20 protein-coding genes are annotated in these 21559 nt (G+C 68.6%); 15 read left to right on the forward strand and 5 right to left on the reverse strand.

The window, feature by feature from the left end:
- The first annotated feature begins 23 nt into the window (after positions 1–23).
- Positions 24–917, forward strand: coding sequence for a pyridoxal 5'-phosphate synthase lyase subunit PdxS (pdxS, locus tag ACWGO6_RS00305; protein WP_029263308.1), 894 nt, complete (start codon positions 24–26; stop codon positions 915–917).
- On the forward strand, positions 907–1506 hold the full coding sequence (gene pdxT, locus ACWGO6_RS00310; RefSeq protein ID WP_452325552.1) for a pyridoxal 5'-phosphate synthase glutaminase subunit PdxT: 600 nt from the start codon (positions 907–909) through the stop codon (positions 1504–1506). The genes pdxS and pdxT overlap by 11 nt, the downstream gene beginning before the upstream one ends.
- Before the next feature lie 9 nt (positions 1507–1515).
- Here pdxT and ACWGO6_RS00315 read toward each other — a convergent pair whose 3' ends face one another.
- The 3 genes from ACWGO6_RS00315 to ACWGO6_RS00325 form a co-directional block, all read right to left on the reverse strand.
- Positions 1516–2196: a carboxylesterase family protein gene (locus ACWGO6_RS00315; protein WP_452325553.1), complete on the reverse strand. Its 681-nt coding sequence runs from the start codon at positions 2194–2196 to the stop codon at positions 1516–1518.
- 25 nt (positions 2197–2221) lie between these two features.
- Complete coding sequence (locus ACWGO6_RS00320; protein ID WP_452325554.1) at positions 2222–3184, reverse strand: phosphotransferase; 963 nt, start codon at positions 3182–3184, stop codon at positions 2222–2224.
- 92 nt (positions 3185–3276) lie between these two features.
- On the reverse strand, positions 3277–4656 hold the full coding sequence (locus tag ACWGO6_RS00325) for a pyridoxal phosphate-dependent decarboxylase family protein (RefSeq protein ID WP_452325555.1): 1380 nt from the start codon (positions 4654–4656) through the stop codon (positions 3277–3279).
- 125 nt (positions 4657–4781) lie between these two features.
- Between ACWGO6_RS00325 and ACWGO6_RS00330 the strand changes: the two genes are divergently transcribed.
- The 8 genes from ACWGO6_RS00330 (at position 4782) to ACWGO6_RS00365 (ending at position 13408) form a co-directional block, all read left to right on the forward strand.
- Positions 4782–5543, forward strand: coding sequence for a YebC/PmpR family DNA-binding transcriptional regulator (locus tag ACWGO6_RS00330; protein ID WP_136044057.1), 762 nt, complete (start codon positions 4782–4784; stop codon positions 5541–5543).
- Positions 5544–5588: 45 nt separating this feature from the next.
- Complete coding sequence (gene ruvC / locus ACWGO6_RS00335; RefSeq protein WP_136043977.1) at positions 5589–6173, forward strand: crossover junction endodeoxyribonuclease RuvC; 585 nt, start codon at positions 5589–5591, stop codon at positions 6171–6173.
- Positions 6174–6182: 9 nt separating this feature from the next.
- Complete coding sequence (gene ruvA, locus ACWGO6_RS00340; RefSeq protein ID WP_452325556.1) at positions 6183–6803, forward strand: Holliday junction branch migration protein RuvA; 621 nt, start codon at positions 6183–6185, stop codon at positions 6801–6803.
- Entirely contained in the window at positions 6796–7821 is a 1026-nt protein-coding gene (gene ruvB, locus ACWGO6_RS00345) for a Holliday junction branch migration DNA helicase RuvB (RefSeq protein WP_452325557.1), read from the forward strand. Before ruvA ends, ruvB begins: the two co-directional genes overlap by 8 nt.
- Positions 7822–7893: 72 nt before the next feature.
- The gene (locus tag ACWGO6_RS00350) at positions 7894–8295 is read left to right on the forward strand and encodes a preprotein translocase subunit YajC (protein WP_446724536.1); all 402 of its coding nucleotides are present in this window, start codon (positions 7894–7896) and stop codon (positions 8293–8295) included.
- Positions 8296–8351: 56 nt separating this feature from the next.
- Entirely contained in the window at positions 8352–10100 is a 1749-nt protein-coding gene (gene secD, locus ACWGO6_RS00355; RefSeq protein WP_452325558.1) for a protein translocase subunit SecD, read from the forward strand.
- Positions 10100–11089, forward strand: a complete 990-nt coding sequence (gene secF / locus ACWGO6_RS00360; RefSeq protein WP_136043973.1) for a protein translocase subunit SecF — start codon at positions 10100–10102, stop codon at positions 11087–11089. Before secD ends, secF begins: the two co-directional genes overlap by 1 nt.
- Before the next feature lie 66 nt (positions 11090–11155).
- Positions 11156–13408: a RelA/SpoT family protein gene (locus ACWGO6_RS00365; RefSeq protein WP_136043972.1), complete on the forward strand. Its 2253-nt coding sequence runs from the start codon at positions 11156–11158 to the stop codon at positions 13406–13408.
- Here the strand turns inward: ACWGO6_RS00365 and ACWGO6_RS00370 are convergent.
- Both ACWGO6_RS00370 and ACWGO6_RS00375 read right to left on the reverse strand, forming a co-directional pair.
- Positions 13395–13946, reverse strand: coding sequence for a type IV toxin-antitoxin system AbiEi family antitoxin (locus ACWGO6_RS00370; protein ID WP_452325559.1), 552 nt, complete (start codon positions 13944–13946; stop codon positions 13395–13397). The genes ACWGO6_RS00365 and ACWGO6_RS00370 overlap by 14 nt on opposite strands.
- Positions 13947–14008: 62 nt before the next feature.
- Entirely contained in the window at positions 14009–15367 is a 1359-nt protein-coding gene (locus ACWGO6_RS00375; RefSeq protein ID WP_205820450.1) for a DUF349 domain-containing protein, read from the reverse strand.
- Between the two features lie 262 nt (positions 15368–15629).
- Between ACWGO6_RS00375 and nirB the strand changes: the two genes are divergently transcribed.
- Genes nirB through ACWGO6_RS00400 form a run of 5 tightly spaced genes read left to right on the forward strand, consistent with a single transcriptional unit; the run spans position 15630 to position 21550 of the window.
- Complete coding sequence (gene nirB, locus ACWGO6_RS00380; protein ID WP_240745204.1) at positions 15630–18158, forward strand: nitrite reductase large subunit NirB; 2529 nt, start codon at positions 15630–15632, stop codon at positions 18156–18158.
- Positions 18155–18517: a nitrite reductase small subunit NirD gene (gene nirD / locus ACWGO6_RS00385; RefSeq protein WP_136043969.1), complete on the forward strand. Its 363-nt coding sequence runs from the start codon at positions 18155–18157 to the stop codon at positions 18515–18517. Before nirB ends, nirD begins: the two co-directional genes overlap by 4 nt.
- Positions 18514–19749 (forward strand): uroporphyrinogen-III C-methyltransferase, encoded by a 1236-nt coding sequence (cobA, locus tag ACWGO6_RS00390; RefSeq protein ID WP_452325560.1) that lies wholly within the window; start codon positions 18514–18516, stop codon positions 19747–19749. The genes nirD and cobA overlap by 4 nt, the downstream gene beginning before the upstream one ends.
- Complete coding sequence (locus ACWGO6_RS00395; protein ID WP_452325561.1) at positions 19746–20876, forward strand: uroporphyrinogen-III synthase; 1131 nt, start codon at positions 19746–19748, stop codon at positions 20874–20876. The genes cobA and ACWGO6_RS00395 overlap by 4 nt, the downstream gene beginning before the upstream one ends.
- On the forward strand, positions 20873–21550 hold the full coding sequence (locus tag ACWGO6_RS00400; protein WP_452325562.1) for a sirohydrochlorin chelatase: 678 nt from the start codon (positions 20873–20875) through the stop codon (positions 21548–21550). The genes ACWGO6_RS00395 and ACWGO6_RS00400 overlap by 4 nt, the downstream gene beginning before the upstream one ends.
- Positions 21551–21559 lie beyond the last annotated feature (9 nt).

Genomic DNA, 21559 nt, shown 5'->3' on the forward strand with positions numbered 1-21559 from the left:
GGTGCATCCGACAGGAGTTCCCCATGACCGAGCAGACAACCACCGGATCCTCGCGCGTCAAGCGCGGCCTCGCCGAGATGCTCAAGGGCGGCGTCATCATGGACGTCGTCACCGCTGAGCAGGCCAAGATCGCCGAAGACGCGGGCGCCGTGGCCGTCATGGCGCTCGAGCGCGTGCCGGCAGACATCCGTGCGCAGGGCGGGGTGTCGCGCATGAGCGACCCCGACATGATCGACAGCATCATCGATGCGGTCTCGATCCCGGTGATGGCGAAGGCGCGTATCGGACACTTCGTCGAGGCGCAGGTGCTGCAGGAGCTCGGCGTCGACTACATCGACGAGTCCGAGGTGCTCTCTCCGGCCGACTACGTGAACCACATCGACAAGTACGAGTTCACGGTGCCGTTCGTGTGCGGTGCGACCAACCTCGGCGAGGCGCTCCGCCGCATCAACGAGGGTGCCGCGATGATCCGCTCCAAGGGTGAGGCCGGAACCGGTGACGTCTCCGAGGCGATGAAGCACATCCGCAAGATCCGTGGAGAGATCGCGGCCCTCGCTGCGCTGCCCAAGGATGAGCTGTACGTCGCCGCCAAGGAGCTGCAGGCGCCCTACGAGCTGGTCGCGGAGATCGCCGAGACCGGCACCCTCCCCGTCGTGCTGTTCGTCGCCGGCGGCGTCGCGACCCCCGCGGACGCCGCGATGATGATGCAGCTCGGAGCAGACGGCGTGTTCGTTGGCTCGGGAATCTTCAAGTCGGGCAACCCCGCTGAGCGCGCGAAGGCGATCGTCAAGGCGACCACGTTCTTCGATGACGCCAAGGTGATCGCCGAGGTCTCCCGCGGGCTCGGCGAGGCGATGGTCGGCATCAACGTCAGCGACCTTCCCGCGCCCCACCGTCTCGCCGAGCGTGGCTGGTAACACCCGCGTCGGAGTCCTCGCGCTGCAGGGCGACGTGCGCGAGCACGCCGTCCTGCTCGCGCACCTGGGCGCCGATGTCGTGCTGGTGCGCCGACCCGAAGAGCTCTCGTCCGTCGACGGCCTCGTGATCCCCGGCGGTGAGTCCAGCGTGATCGACAAGCTGTCCCGCATCTTCGGCATGCAGGAGCCGATACGCACCGCGATCGGTGCCGGGTTGCCGGTGTACGGCACGTGCGCCGGGCTCATCCTGCTGGCGGACACGGTGCTCGATGGGATCGACGGACAGGAGTCCTTCGGCGGGATGGACATCGACGTCCGTCGCAACGCCTTCGGGCGCCAGACGGAGTCGTTCGAGACCGAGCTCGTCGTCCCCGAACTCGGCGAGCATCCGGTGCATGCGACGTTCATCCGCGCGCCCGTCGTGGAGCGGGTGGGCGCCGGTGTCGGCGTCCTGGCGTCGCTCACGGACGGCACGGTCGTGGCCGTCGAGCAGGGTAACCTGCTCGGCACGAGCTTCCACCCGGAGGTCGACGGCGAGACGCGCTTCCACGAGCGGTTCCTCGCGAAGGCTCAGACCTTCGCTGCGTAAGTGCGTGCGCTAGCGACGGTGGGAGAGCAGCCATCCGTAAAGCTCGGGGTTGTCGTAGGTCTCGGTCCAGGAATCGTGGCCGACGCCCGCATAGCGCGTGAACCGCACGTCCGCGTCGAGCGACCGGAGTTCGGTGATGATCTCCTCCGAGGCGGAGATCGGTACGACATCGTCGGCGTCGCCGTGGAAAGCCCAGACGGGCACGTGACGAATCGGCGCGGCACTCTGCATCCAGAGCCCGCCGCAGATCGGCGCGATCGCGGCGAATCGACCGGGATAGCGCACCGCCAGGCTCCAGGTTCCGAAGCCGCCCATGCTGAGCCCGGTCACCGATACGCGGGCCGGATCGACACGGAGCATCGAGACGACCTCGTCGACCAGCCCGGACAGCGTCGAGAGTTCCGCGACCCACTGGCTGGACTCACCGCACTGCGGGGTGACGAGGATGAAGGGGAACTCATGACCGGCATCCGCCAGCCGCGGCGGGCCGTGCACCGCGGCGAGGTCGAGGTCGGAACCTCGTTCGCCCGCACCGTGCAGGAACAGCACCAGGGGCCAGAGCTTGCCCGGATCGGCGTCGTAGTCATCCGGAAGATGGACCAGATACCGCAGCACATCCGCCGGGGTCGGCGCGTCGTCGCGCACCTCCGACATGCGAGCGGCAGGAGTGATGTGTCGTGATCTGCGCATGCGTCCATCCTGCGCCACCCGGGCGCTAGTGCATCCCGCGTGACGACTCGGCTCGGTCGCGAGTCTCGGACAACAGTGCGGCGAGCCATCGCAGCGCGGGCCCGGCTTGCGCCCGCTGGAACGCTCGCAGGCCGGGGAGCTGGGGGATCTCCGGCTGGGCCTGTCCGTGCCAGAGATACGACGCGAATCCGGAGATCACGGGGAGCATCTCGCGCATCGGCGGGGCTCCGTGCTCTTCGAACAGCGGCCATGCCTCTTCGCAGGAGGGACCGCCCGAGGCCTCGACGCTCGGCAGCAGACACGGGAGATCGATCCACGAGGCTCCGCGGCGGGCGTGCGGCCAATCCAGGAACCGAGCTCGCCCATCGCTGATGAGGATGTTGTCGGCACGCACGTCGTCGTGTGCGATGACGTCTCCGCTGACTGCTTCACGGAAGCCCTGTTCGATGCGCAGCAGATCCGTCATCCGTTCCCGCACCATCGGCGGGAGGCCTTCGAGCAGACGCTCATCGTGGGAGATCTGCTGCCATCGGGTGAAGTCGCTCATGCTCTCGCCCGCGTCCGGCAGGTCGAGCGGTGCTTTCGTCGAGGAGAGGATGCTGAGGGTCTCAGCGATCGATTGCAGATCATCCGCCGACCAGGGATTGCCCGGGTGATGTCCGTCGATCGCCTCGAGCACCAGCGCGACACCGGCGGTCTCGTCGACCTCGCTCCACACCGCTGGGGCGATCGCCGGAGGGAGCAGCGTCAGGATCCGCATCTCCGCACGAAGGAAGCGCAGAGAGTCGGGGTGCCAATCCCGCGCACAAGCCTTCACGAAGGCCTTGCCCTTCGTGGTCGTGACGACGCCGGCGTATGCCGCACTGAACCCGCTCTGCGCCGGGACGTCGCCGAGGAAGCGGCCGCCGATAGCGTCGACGATGCGCGCGCGGAGCACCAGGGGGAGTGCAGTCCACTCCGGTCGGAGGCGATCGGCGCCTGCGCTCATCGTGACGTTCCCTTCGCTCGCAGCGTCGCGATATCCCCGGGCACGGGTTCCTCGACGTTAGCAGGCGGCGGCAGCACGGCCGAACGTCGCGCTCATTCGGTGCGCGAACCGGCGGCGACGAGACCGCGGACGGCCTCCACCGTGCGGTCGACGTCGTCCGTCGTGGTCGCCCACGATGACACCGAGCAGCGCAGGGCCGCACGTCCGCCCCACTCCGCCCCCGTCATCGCGGCCGTCCCATCCGTGAGGATCGATGCGCCCAGTGCACGCGTCGCCTCGTCGGAGTCGAGACGGAACATCACCTGCGTGTAGTCGACGTCGTTGAGGATCTCCACCGTGTCCACCGAAGCGAGCCCCGCCGCGATCGCGACGGCGTTCGCGTGCAGACGATCCATCAGCTCGGCGATGCCCGAGCGTCCGAGACTGCGAAGCGCGGCCCACGCGGGAACCCCGCGGGCGCGCCGCGAGAGCTCGGGCGTCACATCCCACGGGTCGAGGCCCGAATAGATCAGATAGTCGCCTCCGGTGCGGAAGGCCGCGATGGAGTCCGCCGGATCGCGCACGATCGCCATGCCGCAGTCGTACGGCACGTTCAGAGTCTTGTGGGCGTCGGTCGCCCATGAGTCGGCATCCGCCATGCCGCCCGTGAGGTGGCTCAGTGCGGGAGACGCCGCCGCCCACAGGCCGAACGCGCCGTCGACGTGGACCCACGCGCCGTGCCGGTGTGCGATCGGGATCAGCGCGGCGAAGTCGTCGAAGGCGCCGGTGTGCACCTCTCCCGCCTGCAGGCACACGATGAGCGGGCCGTCTCCTTCTGCCAGCGCGGCCTCCAAGGAGTCCGGACGCATCCTGCCCTGGTCGTCGGACGCGATGACGATCAACTCCGCCCGGCCGATCCCGAGAAAGCGTGCGGCGCGGTCGATCGACCCGTGTCGGTCGGCTCCGACGACGAAGCGCAGCGGGGGAGAATTGTGGAAACCCTGCTCGGCGATATCCCATCCCGCGCGTGCCAGAACCGCGTGTCGCGCGGTTGCGAGGCAGGTGAAGTTGGCGAGCTGACCGCCGGTGACGAAACCGACGCTGGCGGTCGTCGGGAGGCCGAAGAGCTCGAGCATCCACTGCCCGGCGACGCGTTCCATCGCGACTGTGGCGGGTGTGAGGGTGGACGAACCCGAGTTCTGATCCCACGCCGAGACGAGCCAGTCGGCGGCCAGCGCGGCCGGATGTGTGCCGCCGATCACGAAACCGAAGAACCGACCGCCGGGGATCGCCACGAGCCCGGGATCGGCACGCACCGCCATCTCTTCGATGACCGCGGTGGGGTCGGCCCCGTGCTCGGGCAGGGACCCGCCGAACGCTCCCAGCATGTCCTCCAGGCTCGCGCGCGGCCACACCGGACGTTCGTCCAGAGTCCCCAAGAACTCCGTCGCGCGGCGGTGAGCGGCGTCGAGAGCACGCTCCCGATCCTCCATGCGCGCAAGTCTCCCACCGGGGTCGGCGTCGGACAAGGCGGTTCGGGATCGGGAACCGCGCGTGTTTCTATAGAATGGACGACGCCCTGGGCACGCTCCGGGGCGGATACGACGAGCGGAGACTTATGTCCGGGCATTCCAAGTGGGCGACCACGAAGCACAAGAAGGCCATCATCGACTCCAGGCGCGCGAAGTCCTGGGCCAAGCTCATCAAGAACATCGAGGTCGCCGCGAAGCTCGGCGGACCCGACCTGGCGGGCAACCCGACGCTCTTCGACGCTGTTCAGAAGGCCAAGAAGACCTCCGTCCCCAAGGACAACATCGACCGCGCGGTGAAGCGCGGTGCCGGCATCGGCGGCGAGGCCGTCGAGTACCTCTCGATCATGTACGAGGGATACGGGCCCAACGGCGTGGCGCTCATGATCGAGTGTCTGACCGACAACAAGAACCGCGCGGCCGCCGAAGTGCGCACCGCCCTCAGCCGCAACGGCGGGACCCTGGCCGACCCCGGTAGCGTCGCCTACAACTTCAGCCGCAAGGGCGTCATCGTCGTCGGCTCCGAGGGAACCACCGAGGACGATGTCATGATGGCGGCACTCGAGGCCGGCGCCGAGGAGATCGAGCCGCATGCCGAGGGCTTCGAGGTCATCACGGAGGCCACCGACCTGGTGGCCGTGCGCAGCGCACTCCAGGAAGCCGGGATCGACTACGAGTCCGCCGACGTCGAGTTCGTGCCGAACCTCAAGGTCGAGATCGACGCCGACACCGCGCGCAAGATCTTCCGCCTTATCGACGCGCTCGAAGACAGCGAAGACGTGCAGAACGTGTTCACCAACTTCGACCTGTCGGCCGAGGTGCAGGCCGAGCTCGAGAACGACGACGCCTAGGCGCGCCGGACGGTCCGTGTCGGTTCGGCCGCCTAGCCTGGGGGAGTGACCTCCTCTCTGCGCGTGCTCGGCATCGACCCCGGCCTCACGCGCTGCGGTGTCGGCGTCGTGGATGTCGATCGTTCGCGCCGCGGCACACTGGTGCACGTCGGAGTGATCCGATCGGCACCGGACGCCGAGATCGGTGATCGTCTGGCGATCGTCGCCGCCGGAATCCGTGAGGTGATCGCGGAGCATCGCCCGGACGCGGTCGCCGTCGAGCGGGTGTTCGCTCAGCAGAACACCCACACGGTGATGGGCACGGCACAGGCCAGCGGAGTCGCGCTGCTGATCGCTGCCGAATCCGGGCTGCCCGCAGCCACGCACACCCCGAGCGAGGTCAAGGCGGCCGTCACCGGTTACGGTGCTGCCGACAAACGGCAGGTGCAGACGATGATCGCGCGCATCCTGCGGCTGGATGCGCTCCCGCAGCCGGCCGACGCGGCCGACGCTCTGGCGATCGCGCTGTGCCACGCCTGGCGGCGCGGAGGGCCTGCGGCATCCGGATCGGGTGCGCTCACTCCTGCGCAACGGGCCTGGGCGGACGCCGAGAAGCGTGTCGCTCGAACATACGTCCGAACCACACCCTAGGCTGAGGGGATGATCTCCTCACTGCACGGCGTCGTCCTGCATGCGACGTCCGATCAGGTCGTCGTCGACGTGGGTGGTGTCGGATTCGCCGTCGCCGTCCCCGCCGACGTCGCGCACACCGCGACCGTGGGGGAGAAGCTCCTTCTTCACACGAGCCTCATCGTCCGCGAAGACTCCCTCTCGCTGTTCGGCTTCGCCGACCGGGGCGAGCTCGAGATCTTCGGACTCCTGATCAGCGTGACCGGGGTCGGGCCGAAGTCGGCCTTGGGAGTGCTCTCGCACCTCACGGGGGATCAGATCGCCGAAGCCGTGACAGCGGAAGACGACGCGCCGTTCCGGCGGGTCTCCGGGATCGGCCCCAAGACGGCGAAGCTCATCGTGCTCCAGCTCGCCGGCAAGGTGCAGTCGTTCGCTGTGCCGTCGAAGTCCGCGGTGTCGGGCAGCACCGATGTCGTCACCCAGGTGGCGGCGGCACTGGTCGGTCTCGGGTGGTCGGAGAAGGTGGCCGCCGAGGCAGCGGCCCAGACGGCGTCCGAGGCGTCGGAGGCGGAGCGGGCAACCGTCGCCCTGCTGTTGCGACGCACCCTCGCCCTCCTCGGCCCTGCGCAGGGAGGCCAGGCCCGTGTCTGATGCCCTCGACGCGACGGAGCCCTCCGACGAGACGGAGCTCGCCATCGAGGGCGCGCTGCGTCCGACGAGCCTCGGCGACTTCGTCGGACAGCAGAAGGTGCGCGGTCAGCTGCAGCTGCTGCTCGACGCCGCACGCATCCAGAACCGACCTGCGGACCACATTCTCCTCGCCGGCCCTCCTGGACTCGGCAAGACGACGCTGGCGATGATCGTCGCCCACGAGAGCGAGCGGCCGCTTCGCCTGTCCAGCGGCCCGGCGATCCAGCACGCCGGCGACCTCGCTGCCCTGCTCTCGAGCCTGGTGCCGGGCGAGGTGTTGTTCATCGACGAGATCCACCGCATGGCGCGCTCTGCAGAAGAGATGCTGTACCTCGCGATGGAGGACTACCGGATCGACATCATGGTCGGGAAGGGGGCGGGAGCGACGAGCATCCCGCTCGAGCTCTCGCCCTTCACGCTGGTCGGTGCGACGACGCGATCCGGTCTGCTGCCGAATCCGCTACGCGACCGCTTCGGGTTCACCGGACACCTCGAGTTCTACGACGAGTCCGAGCTCGAGAGGGTCATCGCCCGCTCGGCCGCGGTTCTCGGCGTCGACGTGCCGACCGATGCGCTCTCCGAGATCGCACGCCGCTCCCGAGGCACGCCTCGCATCGCGAACCGCCTGCTGCGCCGGGTCCGCGACTACGCGCTCGTGCACGGAGGCGGTGGGGCGACGATCCACGACGTGCGCGCGGCGCTCGAACTCTACGATGTCGACGCGATCGGTCTCGATCGGCTCGACCGTGCGGTGCTGGAGGCCTTGGTCCGCCGGTTCCGTGGGGGACCGGTGGGGTTGAGCACGCTCGCCGTGGCGGTCGGCGAAGAGGGCGAGACCGTGGAGAGCGTGGTGGAGCCGTACCTCGTGCGCATCGGGTTCCTCGGGCGGACTCCGCGTGGTCGCGTGGCGATGCCGGAAGCGTACGAGCACCTCGGCGTCGCGCATCCGGACGGGATGCTTAAGTTGGATGACCTATAATCACTGAAGACTTCCCGGTTACCTTCGCGCGCCCAAAGGCTGGAGCGTGCACCTGAGAAAGGCGCTTCCCCCATGCCCATGGAATTCCTGCTCTTCGGCCTTCTCGCCGTCCTCCTCGTCTTCATGATCTTCAACACGCGCAAGCGCACGAAGCAGATGAAGGCCGAACAGGAGGAGAAGGCGACCAAGACCGTGCCCGGCGCCAAGGTCCTTCTGCAGGGCGGCATCTACGGCACGATCGTCTCGTACGACCCCGAGGACCTCGACACGCCGGCACTCGTGGAGATCGCTCCCGGCACCATCATCGATGTCCACAGCCAGGCGATCCTCCGCGTCGTCGAGCCCAAGGACGCCGTCGTCGACGTGCCCGTCGACGTGGTCGAGGAGCCGGTCGTCGAAGAGGCGGCCGCCCCTGAACTCGAGACCCCCGAGGAGACGCGCGCTCGCCTCGAGCGCGACGCCGACGACAAGTAATCTCCGCGGCCGGCGCGGCCCTTCGGATCTCCGTCCTCCCAGAAAGCTGAACACACGTGGCTTCATCCTCTCCCGTCCGTCACGCCTGGCGGGTCCTCCTCGGCCTGCTCCTCGTGACGGGTGTGCTCTTCGGCATCAACTCCCTGGGCGTGTACGTCATCAAGGACGCCGAAGGACAGCCGGTCAGCTCCTGGACTCCTGAGCTCGCGCTCGACCTGCAGGGCGGCACCCAGATCGTCCTCAGCGCCGAGACCGAGGACGGAGCGGCTCCCACGCAGGAGCAGCTCGACCAGGCCGCGGCGATCATCCGCCAGCGCGTCGATGCGTCGGGTGTGGCCGAGGCCGACATCACGACCGAGGGCGGACAGAACATCGTCGTCCAGATCCCGGGCGAGGCGGACGCGCAGACGCGTGAGCGTATTCAGGCGAGCGCGCAGCTCGAACTGCGACCCGTGCTGTACACGACGGCCGCGAGCACCGAGTTCGTCGGCGAGGACGGGAACTCCACTCCCTACCCCAGCCCGGACCCCTCACTCAATGCGACGCCGACCGCCGAGCCGACCGATGCGAGCGACCTGTCCTGGGTGACAGACAAGCTGGCAGCGGAGTTCCAGGCCTACGACTGCGAGAACCCCGACAACGACCCGGCGCGTGCTCCGAAGGATCAGCCGGTCGTCGCGTGCTCCCCGGACAAGACGCAGAAGTTCCTCCTCGGCCCGACGGAGCTCGACGGCACTGCGATCACCGACGCCTCCGCCGGTCGCGACCAGAAGTCCGGCGCATGGATCGTGCAGCTGACCATGAACGGTGAGGGCGGCGACGCGTTCGGCAAGGTCAGCACGCGGCTCAACCAGAACCGTATCGACGGACTGTCGCCGCGCGATCAGTTCGCGTTCGTCCTCGACGGCGACGTGATCAGCGCTCCGCGGATGAACGGCGTCATCCTCGACGGCCGCCCCAGCATCTCGGGCAGCTTCACGCAGGAGACGGCGACCACCCTGGCCGACCAGCTGAAGTTCGGTGCCCTGCCGCTCAGCTTCGTCGTGCAGAGCTCCGACACCATCTCCGCGACGCTCGGAACCCAGCAGCTGCAGATCGGTCTGATCGCGGGCCTCATCGGTCTCGCCCTCGTCGCGATCTACTCGCTCATCGTGTATCGGGCACTCGGGTCGGTGATCATCGCCTCCATCGCGGTGATGGCCGTCCTGACCTACATCATCATCTGCATCCTCGCGTGGCGCCTCGGCTTCCGGCTCTCGCTCGCGGGCGTCGCCGGTCTGATCGTCTCGATCGGCTTCACGGCCGACTCGTTCATCGTCTACTTCGAACGAATACGAGACGAGCTCCGCGACGGGAAGTCGATCACCGCCGCGGTCGAAGACGGCTGGGGTCGCGCGAAGCGAACGATCTACATCTCGAAGTCGATCAACATCCTCGCCGCGGTCGTGCTCTACATCCTCGCCGACGCCACGGTGAAGGGCTTCGCGTTCACGCTCGGCCTCACCACCCTCATCGACGTGTTCATCTTCGTGATCTTCACGCACCCGGTGATGCAGCTTCTCGCGCGCACCCGGTTCTTCGGCGGTGGGCACAAGCTCTCCGGCCTGGATCCCGAGGCGCTCGGCGCGGTGTATCGAAGCCGCTCCCAGTATCGGGAGGTCTCGACGGCATCGGCCGGTCGCGGGGCGAAGAACGCCCGCTCGCGCGCCGAGGCGGATCGCCGTCAGACCATCGCGGAACGCAAGCGTGCCGAGGCACTCGCGGGCGACAGACCCACCAAGCCCGGAAGTGAGGGAGACGCCTGATGCCTTCCATGAATGAGTTCGGAAACAACCTCTACTCCGGCAAGACCTCCTTCCCGTTCGTCGGCAAGCGTCGCCTGTGGTTCATCATCGCGATCGTGCTGGTCGTGGGTTCGGCCCTCGTTCCGCTCATCCGGCCCATCCAGTTCTCGATCGAGTTCACCGGCGGCTCCCAGTTCACGGTGCAGGCACCGGACACGGTCGACCAGGAGACGGCGAAGGAGGCCGTCCAGTCGGTCGTCCCGGGAGCTGCGACCAAGGTCGTCGTCGTCAACGAGAAGGACATCCGTGTCCAGACCGACCAGATGAGCGCCGCCGAGACGCAGGAGGTCGCGGAAGCACTCGCCGATGCCTACGGTGTCGATCCGTCCAACGTGGCGTCGTCGTTCATCGGCCCCGCCTGGGGCGAGAACGTCACGAAGCAGTCGCTCTGGGGCCTCGCGATCTTCCTGGCGCTCACCTTCCTCATCCTCGCGATCTACTTCCGCACGTGGAAGATGTCGGCGGCGGCGATCATCGGCCTGCTCGACGTGCTGGTGATCACGGTCGGCGTGTATGCGCTGGCCGGCTTCGAGATCTCGCCGGCTGCCGTCATCGGCTTCCTGACGATCCTCGCGTACTCGCTGTACGACACCACCGTCGTGTTCGACAAGATCAGGGAGAACACCACCGAAGACGGGGAGAAGTCTGCGCGCCTGTTCGGCGAATCCGTGAACCTCGCCGTGAACCAGACGCTCGTGCGCTCCATCAACACGTCTGTCGTCGCGGCGCTGCCCGTCGGCGCGGTGCTCTTCATCGGCGCCTTCTGGCTCGGCGCGGAATCGCTCACCGACATCTCGCTGTCCATCTTCGTCGGCATCCTTGTGGCGACCTACTCCACGCTGTTCGTGGCTGCGCCGCTGTACTCGCTGTTCCGCGAGAACGAGCCGCAGCTCAAGGAGCGCGACGCCCGCATCCGCGAGGCTCGCAGCCGGGCATCGGTCGAGGCCTGAGGGGCGCCCGAGCGGAAGCTCGGCGCCCCCAGCACGCGTAGGATGAACTGATCGGGAGGTGAGTTGATGGCGGAACCGCAGACGTCATCGCAGGGTTCTAGTCTGCGACGACTGGTTCCCCGCATCTTCTCCCGCGCGTCCCGCATCAACGACCTCGACAACCTGATCCGCACGGTTCGAGCGAACCACCCCAAGGGCGACTTCTCCGTCATCGAACGCGCATACGCGGTCGCCAAGGAGAAGCACGAGGGGCAGAAGCGCCAGAGCGGCGAGCCGTACATCACGCACCCGCTGGCTGTCGCCCAGATCCTCGCCGAACTCGGCCTCGGACCACGGGCGATCGCCGCCGCACTCCTGCACGACACCGTCGAAGACACCGGCTACGCGTTGACCGATCTCACCGCCGAGTTCGGCGACGAGGTCGCGATGCTCGTCGACGGTGTGACCAAGCTCGACAAGGTCAAGTACGGCGAGAGTGCGCAGGCCGAGACGGTCCGGAAGATGATCGTGGCGATGTCGAAAGACATCAGAGTGCTGCTCATCAAGCTCGCCGACCGACTGCACAACGCGCGCACCTGGGGTTTCGTCCCGCCGGAGAAGGCCACGAAGAAGGCCAAGGAAACCCTCGAGATCTACGCCCCGCTGGCGAACCGCCTCGGTATCCAGGCGATCAAGTCGGAGCTCGAAGACCTCTCGTTCGCCGTGCTGCACCCCAAGATCTACAACGAGATCCACAGCCTCATCGCGCAGCGGACCCCGCAGCGCGAGAAGTACCTCGCTCAGGTCGTCGAGGAGATCGATGAGGACCTACGCGATCTCCGCATCCGCGGCAAGGTCGTCGGGCGTCCGAAGCAGCTCTACTCGGTGTACCAGAAGATGGTCATCCGCGGACGCGAGTTCGATGACATCTACGATCTGATCGGCATCCGCGTCCTCGTCGCGTCTGTGCGCGATTGCTACGCCGTCCTCGGTGCGATCCACGCGCGTTGGACGCCGCTGCCCGGCCGGTTCAAGGACTACATCGCCACCCCGAAGTTCAACCTCTACCAGTCGCTGCACACCACGGTGATCGGCCCCGCCGGGCGCACGGTCGAGATCCAGATCCGCACTCACGAGATGCACCAGCAGGCCGAGTACGGCGTGGCCGCGCACTGGATGTACAAGGAGCGGATGAACGGCGGCGGCAAGACCGAGGTCCGCGCCTCCGATACCGACATGGCGTGGCTCGCGCACATCTCCGACTGGCAAGCCGAGACCGCCGATCCCGGGGAGTTCCTCGACTCGCTGCGCTTCGAGATCGGTGCGAAGGAGGTCTACGTCTTCACGCCGAAGGGGCGGGTGATCGGCCTCCCAGCCAGCGCGACCCCCGTGGACTTCGCCTACGCGGTGCACACGGAGATCGGCCACCGCACGATGGGTGCGAAGGTCAACGGCCGTCTCGTGCCCCTGGAGTCGGAGCTCAAGAGCGGCGACGTGGTCGAGGTGTTCACCTCGAAGAACCCCGATGCCGGGCCCAGCCAGGACTGGCTCGGTTTCGTCGCGAGCACGCGTGCGCGGAACAAGATCCGCGGCTGGTTCACCAAGGAGCGTCGCGAAGAGGCCATCGAGCAGGGCAAGGAGGCCATCGCCCGCGCGATGCGCCGCCAGAACCTGCCGCTGCAGAAGCTGATGAGCCAGGACTCGTTCGCCGAGGTCGCTCGTGGACTGCACTACGAAGACGTCTCCGCGCTCTATGCCGCGGTCGGCGAAGGACACGTGTCGACGCAGTCGGTGCTCGAGAAGGTCACGGCTCTCGTCGCGGCCAACGATCCGAGTACGGGCGCGATCGATCTGCCCGGCAGCGTCCCGACGCGTGAACCGCGTTCCGGCGACTCCGGTGTGCTCGTGCGCGGCGCCAACGACATCCTGGTGAAGCTCGCCAAGTGCTGCACGCCGGTTCCCGGTGACCAGATCGTCGGATTCGTGACGCGGGGCAGCGGGGTCTCGGTGCACCGGGCGGACTGCGTCAACGTCAAGGCGCTCAGCAACGAGCAGGACCGCTTCGTCGAGGTCTCATGGGCCCCGACGACGAAGAGCGTGTTCCGCGTGCAGATCCAGGTCGAGGCGCTCGACCGCTCGGGCCTCCTCTCCGACGTGACGCGGGTGCTGAGCGAGCACCACGTCAACATCCTCTCGGCGACCGTCACGACCACCGATGAGCGGTTGGCACTGAGCCGGTTCGTCTTCGAGATGGGCGATGCCGTGCACCTGGACCGCGTGCTGAACGCCGTCCGTCGGATCGACGCCGTCTACGACGTCTACCGGGTCACCTCCTCCTGAGGGCGAGGCGCTGCAGAGCAGCTGCACCCATGCGGCTGCCCGGCACACGTCGAAGGTCCTGCAGGTCCCGCAGCGCCGCCTCCGGGGTGTCGGGGCATGCGACGGCGAGAAGATCCATCCACGGCAGCACCCGGGGGTCGCGATGCAGCGTCGTCGCGAGGTCGAGCATCGTCCGGGCCGGGCTGGACACCGCGATGCCGCCGAGCGTCCAGATGTCGGTCTCGGGGAGCAGGGTGTCGTGGAACACCACGCGTGAGCTGGTGACCGGACGGATCCGACGTTCGACGCAACGTTTGACGTGATGCACTCCCGGCGGCGTGTCACCCGCGCCGTGGATCCATGCGGCCGTCTGATTGCAGGCGGCGGTGCCCGGCCGGACGAGGGCGGCGATGGTGCTCGCCCGTACGTCCGGACCCTCCACGAGGTCTGCCGGGATGTACGCGTCGCCCACGTCGACGACATGACCGTCGATGCGGGCTGCGCTGAGTTCGGTCTGACTCAACCGCTCGCCGGGGACATAGAGAAACGCGGGGTGCATCACGCCAGTCTGGCGCAGTGCACCCCGCGTTCGAGACGGTCGCGGAGACCTGTGGAGAAGGGTCAGCCGCCCAGAGCGCTCAGCCAGGCACGGCGAGCCTCGAGAGCGTCAGCGGCCTCCTTGGCCGCCTTCTTGTCGCCGGCCTTCTCGGCAGCGGCGACCTCGGCTTCGAGCTTCTCGATCGCCTCCAGCAGCTGCGAGCTCATGTCGTTCGCGCGCGCCTTCGTCTCGGGGTTGTTCTTCTTCCAGTCCACGTCTTCGCGGGCTTTCAGGCCCTGCTCGATCGTGCGGAGCTTGTCGTCGAGCGCGCGCTCCTTGTCCCGCGGGAAGATGCGGCCGATCTCGTCCCACTGACGCTGGATGCGGGTCAGCAGCGCGCGAGCGCGCTTGATGTTCGACTCGTCGGCGACGGCCTTGGCCTCTTCGAGGAGAGCCTCTCGGGCCTCGATCTTCGGCGCGGATTCGGCTTCCTCGGCGGCGGACTGCTCGGCACGAGCCGCATACAGCGCGTCGCCCGCGGCCTTGAACCGTGCCCAGAGCGCGTCGTCTGCCTTGCGCCCGGCGCGGCCGGCTGCCTTCCACTCGTCGAGCAGTGTGCGGTAGGCGGGAATCCCGTCGGTGCCACGCGGAGCGAGGGCCTCGGCACGCTCGACCAGGCGGGTCTTCACGTCGCGTGCGCTCTTGTGCGCGTCGTCGAGTTCGGAGTAGAAGGCTCGACGCTGCTTGTCGACCACGGCGCGCGCATCACGGAATCGCTTCCAGAGCTGCTGGGAGATGCCCTTGGAGAGACGAGGACCGCTCTGCTGCTGGGCCTGCCATGCGTCGAAGAGTTCGCCGAGCTCGGCGGTGACCTGCTTCCACTGCACCTTGCTGAGATCGCGCGCGGCGATGGCCTCGGCCTTCTCGACGAGCGCAGTGCGTTCGGCGATCGCCTTGTCGACGAGCTCCTTGGCCTGCTGGGCCTCCTGCTCGGTGGCCTCGGACAGCGAGGAGGTGAGGGCGTTCAGCCGGTCGCGGAGTCCGGCGAGGTCTCCCACAGCCGCGGCATCCGTCGCTTCGTCGATCAGGTGAGCAGCCTGCTTCGCGAGGTCGCTCGCCGAAGCGCCGCCCGCCTGGTGACGCTGTTCGAGCGTGTGCACCTTGAAAGCGATGTCGTCGAACTTGCGCACGAAGTAGGCGAGCGCCTCTTCGGGCGTGCCGTCGGGGTACTGGCCGACGACCCGCCAGACGTCGCCTTCGCGCACCTCGACGGTGCCGTCGTCGGAGACGCGGCCCCATTCTGCGGAGGTCGAGGACGCGGCGGGCGACGGCGCGGGAGCCGCGGGCGTCACCGCTGCCGGCTTCGGCGTCTTCGGCGGCATCGGCACAGCAGGCGGTGCGGGGACAGGGGGAGTCGGCTTCGAAGGCTCGGTGGCAGACACGTGATTCTCCTTGCGCGGTAGGGCCGCGGGAGGCGGAAAGGACGAGGCTCAGCCTAGTACGCCCCGCGCCGGGCCGTCGGACTCGGCCGTCGGGGGTTCTCACAGGACTGTTATCGAGTTGTGAGGAGAACGTTCGATCGGCGTAACACCGCCCCGGCCTTTCGCGAAACACCGTGTCCCTATCGTCGAGTCCACGGACAGAGGAGGGCTCGTGATCGTTCGGGAGAGCACATCGTCGGATGTCGTGGTGGTGGGGGCCGGGATGGTCGCGCACCGATTCGTCGAGAGCCTGCTCCGCGGAGCAGGCGCGGTGCCGACCGTCACCGTCATCGGTGAGGAGGCGCGACCGCCGTACGACCGCGTCGGCCTGACCTCCTTCTTCTCGGGCGCCGGCGCCGATGACCTCGCACTCGACGCGCAGACGCTCCGGGACGACCGGGTGCGCTTCATCGGCGACGATCGCGTCGTCGGAATCGATCGGGTCGGTCGCACGGTGCGCACACGTTCGGGTGCGGTCCACACCTACGGGACACTCGTCCTCGCGACGGGCTCGTATGCCATGCGGCCGGCCGTCGACGGTGCGGACCTTCCGGGCTGCTTCGTCTATCGCACGCTCGACGATGTCGCCGCGATCGACGCGTTCGTGCGGCACCGCGCGACGGCACTCGGCCGTCCGTTGCGGGGGACTGTGATCGGCGGCGGGCTGCTGGGCCTGGAGGCGGCCGGCGCATTGCAGGGTCTCGACGTCGACTGCACGGTGGTGCAGTCATCCGACCGTCTCATGTCCGCCCAGCTCGATCTCGCCGGCGGCACCATCCTGCGTCGCCTCATCGAGTCGAAGGGCATCGACGTGCGGACGGGAACCCGGACGACGCGGTTGGATCCGGATGCATCGGGCTCGGTCTCGGCCCTGCAGTTCCAGGACGGCACGATGCACGAGACGGACATCGTGATCTTCACCGTCGGCGTGCGCCCGCAGGATTCGCTCGCCCGCCTCGCCCAACTCGCCGTGCACCCCAGCGGGGGCGTGCTGATCGATTCGAGGTGTCGCACGGCAGACGAAGACATCCTCGCGATCGGCGAGGTCGCCAGCTACGAAGGACGCTCCGTCGGTCTCGTGGCCCCCGGATACGCCATGGCGGAGGTGGCAGCCACTCGGCTTCTCGGCGGCGACGCGACGTTCCCCGGCTACGACGACTCCGCGAAGCTCAAGCTCTCGGGTGTCGATGTCGCGAGCTTCGGCGACGCCTTCGCGACCACCCCGAACGCACTGGATGTCGTGTACACCGACCCGGTCAACGGGGTCTACAAGAAGCTCGTCCTCTCGGACGACGCGAAGACACTGCTGGGCGGCATCCTGGTCGGGGACGCCTCGGCATACGGCTCGCTCCGACCTCTGGTGGGAGCAGCGCTGGGCGCGGATCCCGCCGCCTACCTGATGCCGGAGGGCGGCACGTCGGTACCCGACAGCGAGCTGCCGGCGGAGGCGGTCGTCTGCTCCTGCTCGAACGTGACGGCCGGGCGGATCCGCGAGGCGGTGCACACCGAAGGGTGCACGGACGCCGCCGCCGTGAAGGCCTGCACCAAGGCCGGTGCCACCTGTGGTTCCTGCATCTTCGCGGTCAAGAAGATCGTCGGCCAGGAGCTGACGAAACTCGGGCAGGCGACGTCGGACGCCCTGTGCGAGCACTTCTCGATGTCGCGTCGCCAGCTCTTCGATGCGGTGCGGGTGTCCGAACTGACGACGTTCAGCGCCATCATCGACCGTTTCGGGACCGGCCGCGGCTGCGACATCTGCAAGCCGGCCCTCGCGAGCATCCTCTCGGTGCTCGTCGGAGCGCATGTGCTGGACGGCGAGAACGCCGCTCTGCAGGACACAAACGACCACGTGATGGCCAACATGCAGAAGGACGGAACCTACTCGGTGGTGCCGCGGATGCCGGGCGGCGAGGTCACCCCCGCGGGGCTGATCGCGATCGGGAACATCGCCGAGACATACGGGCTGTACACGAAGATCACCGGTGGGCAGCGGATCGACATGTTCGGCGCCCGGCTCGAGCAGCTGCCGCAGATCTGGCAGCGACTGGTCGACGCCGGGTTCGAGTCCGGACAGGCGTACGGCAAGGCGCTGCGCACGGTGAAGTCGTGCGTCGGCTCGACCTGGTGTCGGTACGGGGTGCTCGACGCCGTCGGCATGGCCGTGCGCCTCGAGCTGCGGTATCGCGGTCTGCGCGCGCCGCACAAGCTCAAGGTCGGTGTGTCGGGGTGCGCGCGCGAGTGCGCGGAGGCCCGTTCGAAGGACGTGGGTGTGATCGCCACCGAGACGGGCTGGAACATGTACGTCGGCGGCAACGGCGGGTTCTCGCCGCGGCACGCGGAGCTGCTCGCCGCCGACCTCGACGATGAGGGCCTCATCCGCGCGATCGACCGCTTCTTCATGTACTACATCCGCACGGCGGACCGCCTGCAGCGCACGGCGGGGTGGTGCGCCGAGCTCCACGGCGGGCTCGACGGCCTGCGCGAGGTGATCTTCGACGACAGCCTGGGCATCTGCGATGACCTCGACGCGGCCATGAGCGTGCACGTCGACCGCTATGAGGACGAGTGGGCGGCGACCCTGCGCGACCCGGTGAAGCTTCGGCGCTTCGAGTCCTTCGTGAACGCGACCGACACCCCTGACCCTTCTCTGGCCTATGTGCCCGAGCGCGGTCAGGTGCGGCCGGCGACGACGGAGGAACGATCGGACGCGTCCGTCCTCATCGCGGGCACGACTCTGGAGGTGCGGCGATGACGCTCGGAGTCGAGACCGGAACGCGGGTCCGCGTGTGCGCGCTCAACGACCTCGAGGTGGAGAGGGGCAGGGCGGCGCTGTTCGGCACGGTCCAGATCGCACTGTTCCTCCTCGCCGACGGCACGGTGCATGCGGTGTCGAACCTCGACCCCTACAGCGGCGCCCACGTGATGTCCCGCGGGATCGTGGGCACGCGGGGCGATGTGCCGACGCTGGCATCGCCGATGCACAAGCAGGTCTTCGACCTGCGCACGGGCGAATGCCTGGACACGCAGGGCAAGGCGCCGGCGGCATTGCGGGTGTGGGATGTCACCGTTCGCGAAGGTCAGATCGAGCTGAACATCGAGGAGACGCGATGACCGTGATGCTGGGAATCGACCTCGCCGGACGCGATGTGCTCATGGTGGGCGGTGGAGCCGTGGCCGCGCGCAGGCTCCGACGCTTCCTCGAAGAAGGAGCGTGCGTGCGGCTCGTCGCCCCCGCTCTGCACCCGGACACCGCGTTGCTGGTCGAGCGTTTCGGACTCGCCTGGCGTCCGGGTCGCTTCCGCGGATCGGATGTGACCGGCGCCTGGCTCGTGCACGCGGCCACGGGTGATGCTCGCGTCGACCGCGAAGTCGCAGAGCGGTGCGAGCGCAAGCGGATCCTGTGCATCAACGCGTCGGACGGTGCCCACGGGTCGACCAGGCTCACCGCACAGGCCGAGGTCGGCGACGTGACCGTCGCGGTGACCAGTACGGTCGGTGCGGATCCCCGTCGGTCCGTCGCCGTCCGGGATGCGATCGTCGACCTCGTGGGCGAAGGACGCCTGCCGCTCCGCCGGCGCCGTGCCGGTCGGAGCGGACGCGTCGACCTGGTCGGAGGCGGACCGGGGCCCGTGGACCTGATGACGGTGCGTGCCCGGCGCCTGATCGCCGAAGCGGACGTCGTCGTGACCGACCGGCTGGGACCCGGTGCCGAGATCGTCCGCGGGCTCGATCCCGACGTCGAGGTGATCGACGTGGGGAAGATCCCCGGTCGGCACCCGGTGCCGCAGGAGGAGATCAACCGGATCATCGTGGAGCGGGCAGCGAGCGGCCGGCGCGTCGTCCGGCTCAAGGGCGGGGATCCGTTCGTCTTCGGACGCGGCGGCGAGGAGATGCAGGCGTGCCTCGCGGCGGGTATCCCGGTCGAGATCACTCCGGGTGTCTCGAGCGCCATCGCCGTTCCCCAGGCTGCGGGAATCCCGGTCACGCATCGCGGCACGGCGGCGGCATTCCATGTCGTGAACGGTCAGGGCAGGATCGGCGAGGGCACGCTCGCGGCTCTGGCCGATGCGACGGTGACCACGGTCGTGCTGATGGGCGTGGCCGCCCTCGACCGTCTGGTGGCTGCGGCGCTCGCGCACGGCGTGCCGGCGGATCGGCCGATGGCGTTCGTCGAGAGCGGCCACACCGCTCAACAGCGCACGACGCGTACCACCCTCGGACGCGCTGTCGCCGACGCGCAGGTCGTCGGCCTCCGCAACCCTGCGGTGATCGTGATCGGAGAGGTCGCGGCCGAGACGTTGCTCCTCCCGTCCTCGGACTCCCTCGGGGCTGTTCTGGCGTGACGATCCGTGCTCCACTGACTCCGGTACTGGCCGGATGCACCATCGTCGTGGCCGCAGACAGGCGTTCCGGCGACCTCGTCTCGGCGCTCGAACGACGCGGCGGCCAGGTCTACCGTGCCCCGGCCCTGAGCATCATCCCCAATGAGGACGATGAGGTCCTCATCGCCCGCACCCGCGATCTCATCGCGGCCCCTCCCGACATCGTGATCGTGACGACCGGGGTGGGGTTCCGCGGGTGGATGGATGCCGCCCACGAGAACGATCTGGCCGAGGAGCTCACCGGCGCGCTGGCCGGCGCGCAGTTCATCGCACGAGGGCCCAAGGCGCACGGGGCGATCCAGCAGGCGGGATTCGTGGCCGATTGGGTGGCCGAGTCCGAGACCTCCGCGGAGGTGGGGGAGTACCTCGCCGCCGAAGGAGTGCTCGGGCGACGGATCGCGATCCAGCATCACGGCGCGGGCGCCGACGGGCTCGACACCCTCCTGTCGCGGCTCGGGGCGGACGTGGTCAGCATCACCGTGTATCGGTGGGGTCCGCCGCCGGACCCTCAGATCGTGCGCCGCTCCGTCGTGCAGGCGGGTGCCGGTGAAGTGGACGCCGTGCTCTTCACCTCCGCCCCCGGTGCCGCAGAGTGGGTCAAGACGGCCGTCCGCGCTGATGCGCTCGAATCGATCCGTCGCCGAGCCGCGTCCGGGCGCCTGCTGCTGGCCGCCGTCGGGCCGATCACGGCCGTCCCGCTCACGGATGCCGGGCTCAAGGCCACTCTGGCCGCGCGGGGGCGCCTCGGGTCTCTGGTGCGCTGCGTGGTCGACCACTACGCCTCGGGTGCCGCCCCGCATCTGCACACGGCTCTGGGCGCGATGGAGATGCGCAGCGGCGGTGTCCTGATCGATGGCGAGTTCATTCCGCTCTCCCGCGCCGGCGCGAGCATCCTGAGCGAGCTCTTCGACGCGGCTGGTCGCGTGCTCTCTCGGGAACAGCTGGGACTCGCATTGCCGCGAGGAGGCGAGAGCGCCCACGCCGTGGAGATGGCTGTGGCGCGGCTGCGCGAGGCGCTGGGCGGCGCTGCGGCGATCCAGACCATCGTCAAACGCGGCTACCGACTCACCGTGGAGGAACCCCGATGACCACTCTCGTCGCCTGCTCCCACGGCACGGATTCACCGGCCGGACGTCGCACGGTCGAAGAGATCGTCGACCTGGTGCGTGAGCGCATTCCGACCACGAGAGTCGTCCAGGCCTTCGTCGATGTGCAGGAGCCGGCGGTGTCGGAGGTCGTCGAACGGGAGCATCTCGACGATGACGTCGTCGTGGTGCCACTGCTGCTCTCGGTGGGGTTCCACACCGCGGTCGACATCGTGCGCGCCGTGAGTCCCTACGACGGGGTTCGGCAGGGGGCGCCTCTGGGCACCCACCCGCTGATCGCCGAGGTGCTGCGAGCGCGGCTGCGCACGGCGGTGCACGACCGCTGGCTTCCCGGCGATCACGTCGTGCTCGCGGCGGCCGGCTCCAGCAATCCTGCGGCGGTGGCCGATGTGACGACGGCGGCGGCGCACCTCGCCGACCTGATCCCGGTGCCGGTCACGATCGGGTACGCGTCGGCGATCGAGCCCCGCATCGCCGATGCCGTCACCATCGCGCGGCAGAACGGCGCATCCCGGGTGATTGCGGCGAGCCATGTCCTCGCGCCGGGGTACTTCGCCGGTCTCGTGGAGCGATCGGGAGCAGATCTCGTCTCCGCTCCGCTGGGGGCCGACCCGCGCATCGCCGAAGTGATCGTCGAGCGCTTCCGCTCCGCCTGATCCGGCGCA

It is taken from the genome of Microbacterium sp. NPDC055665 (assembly GCF_053618035.1).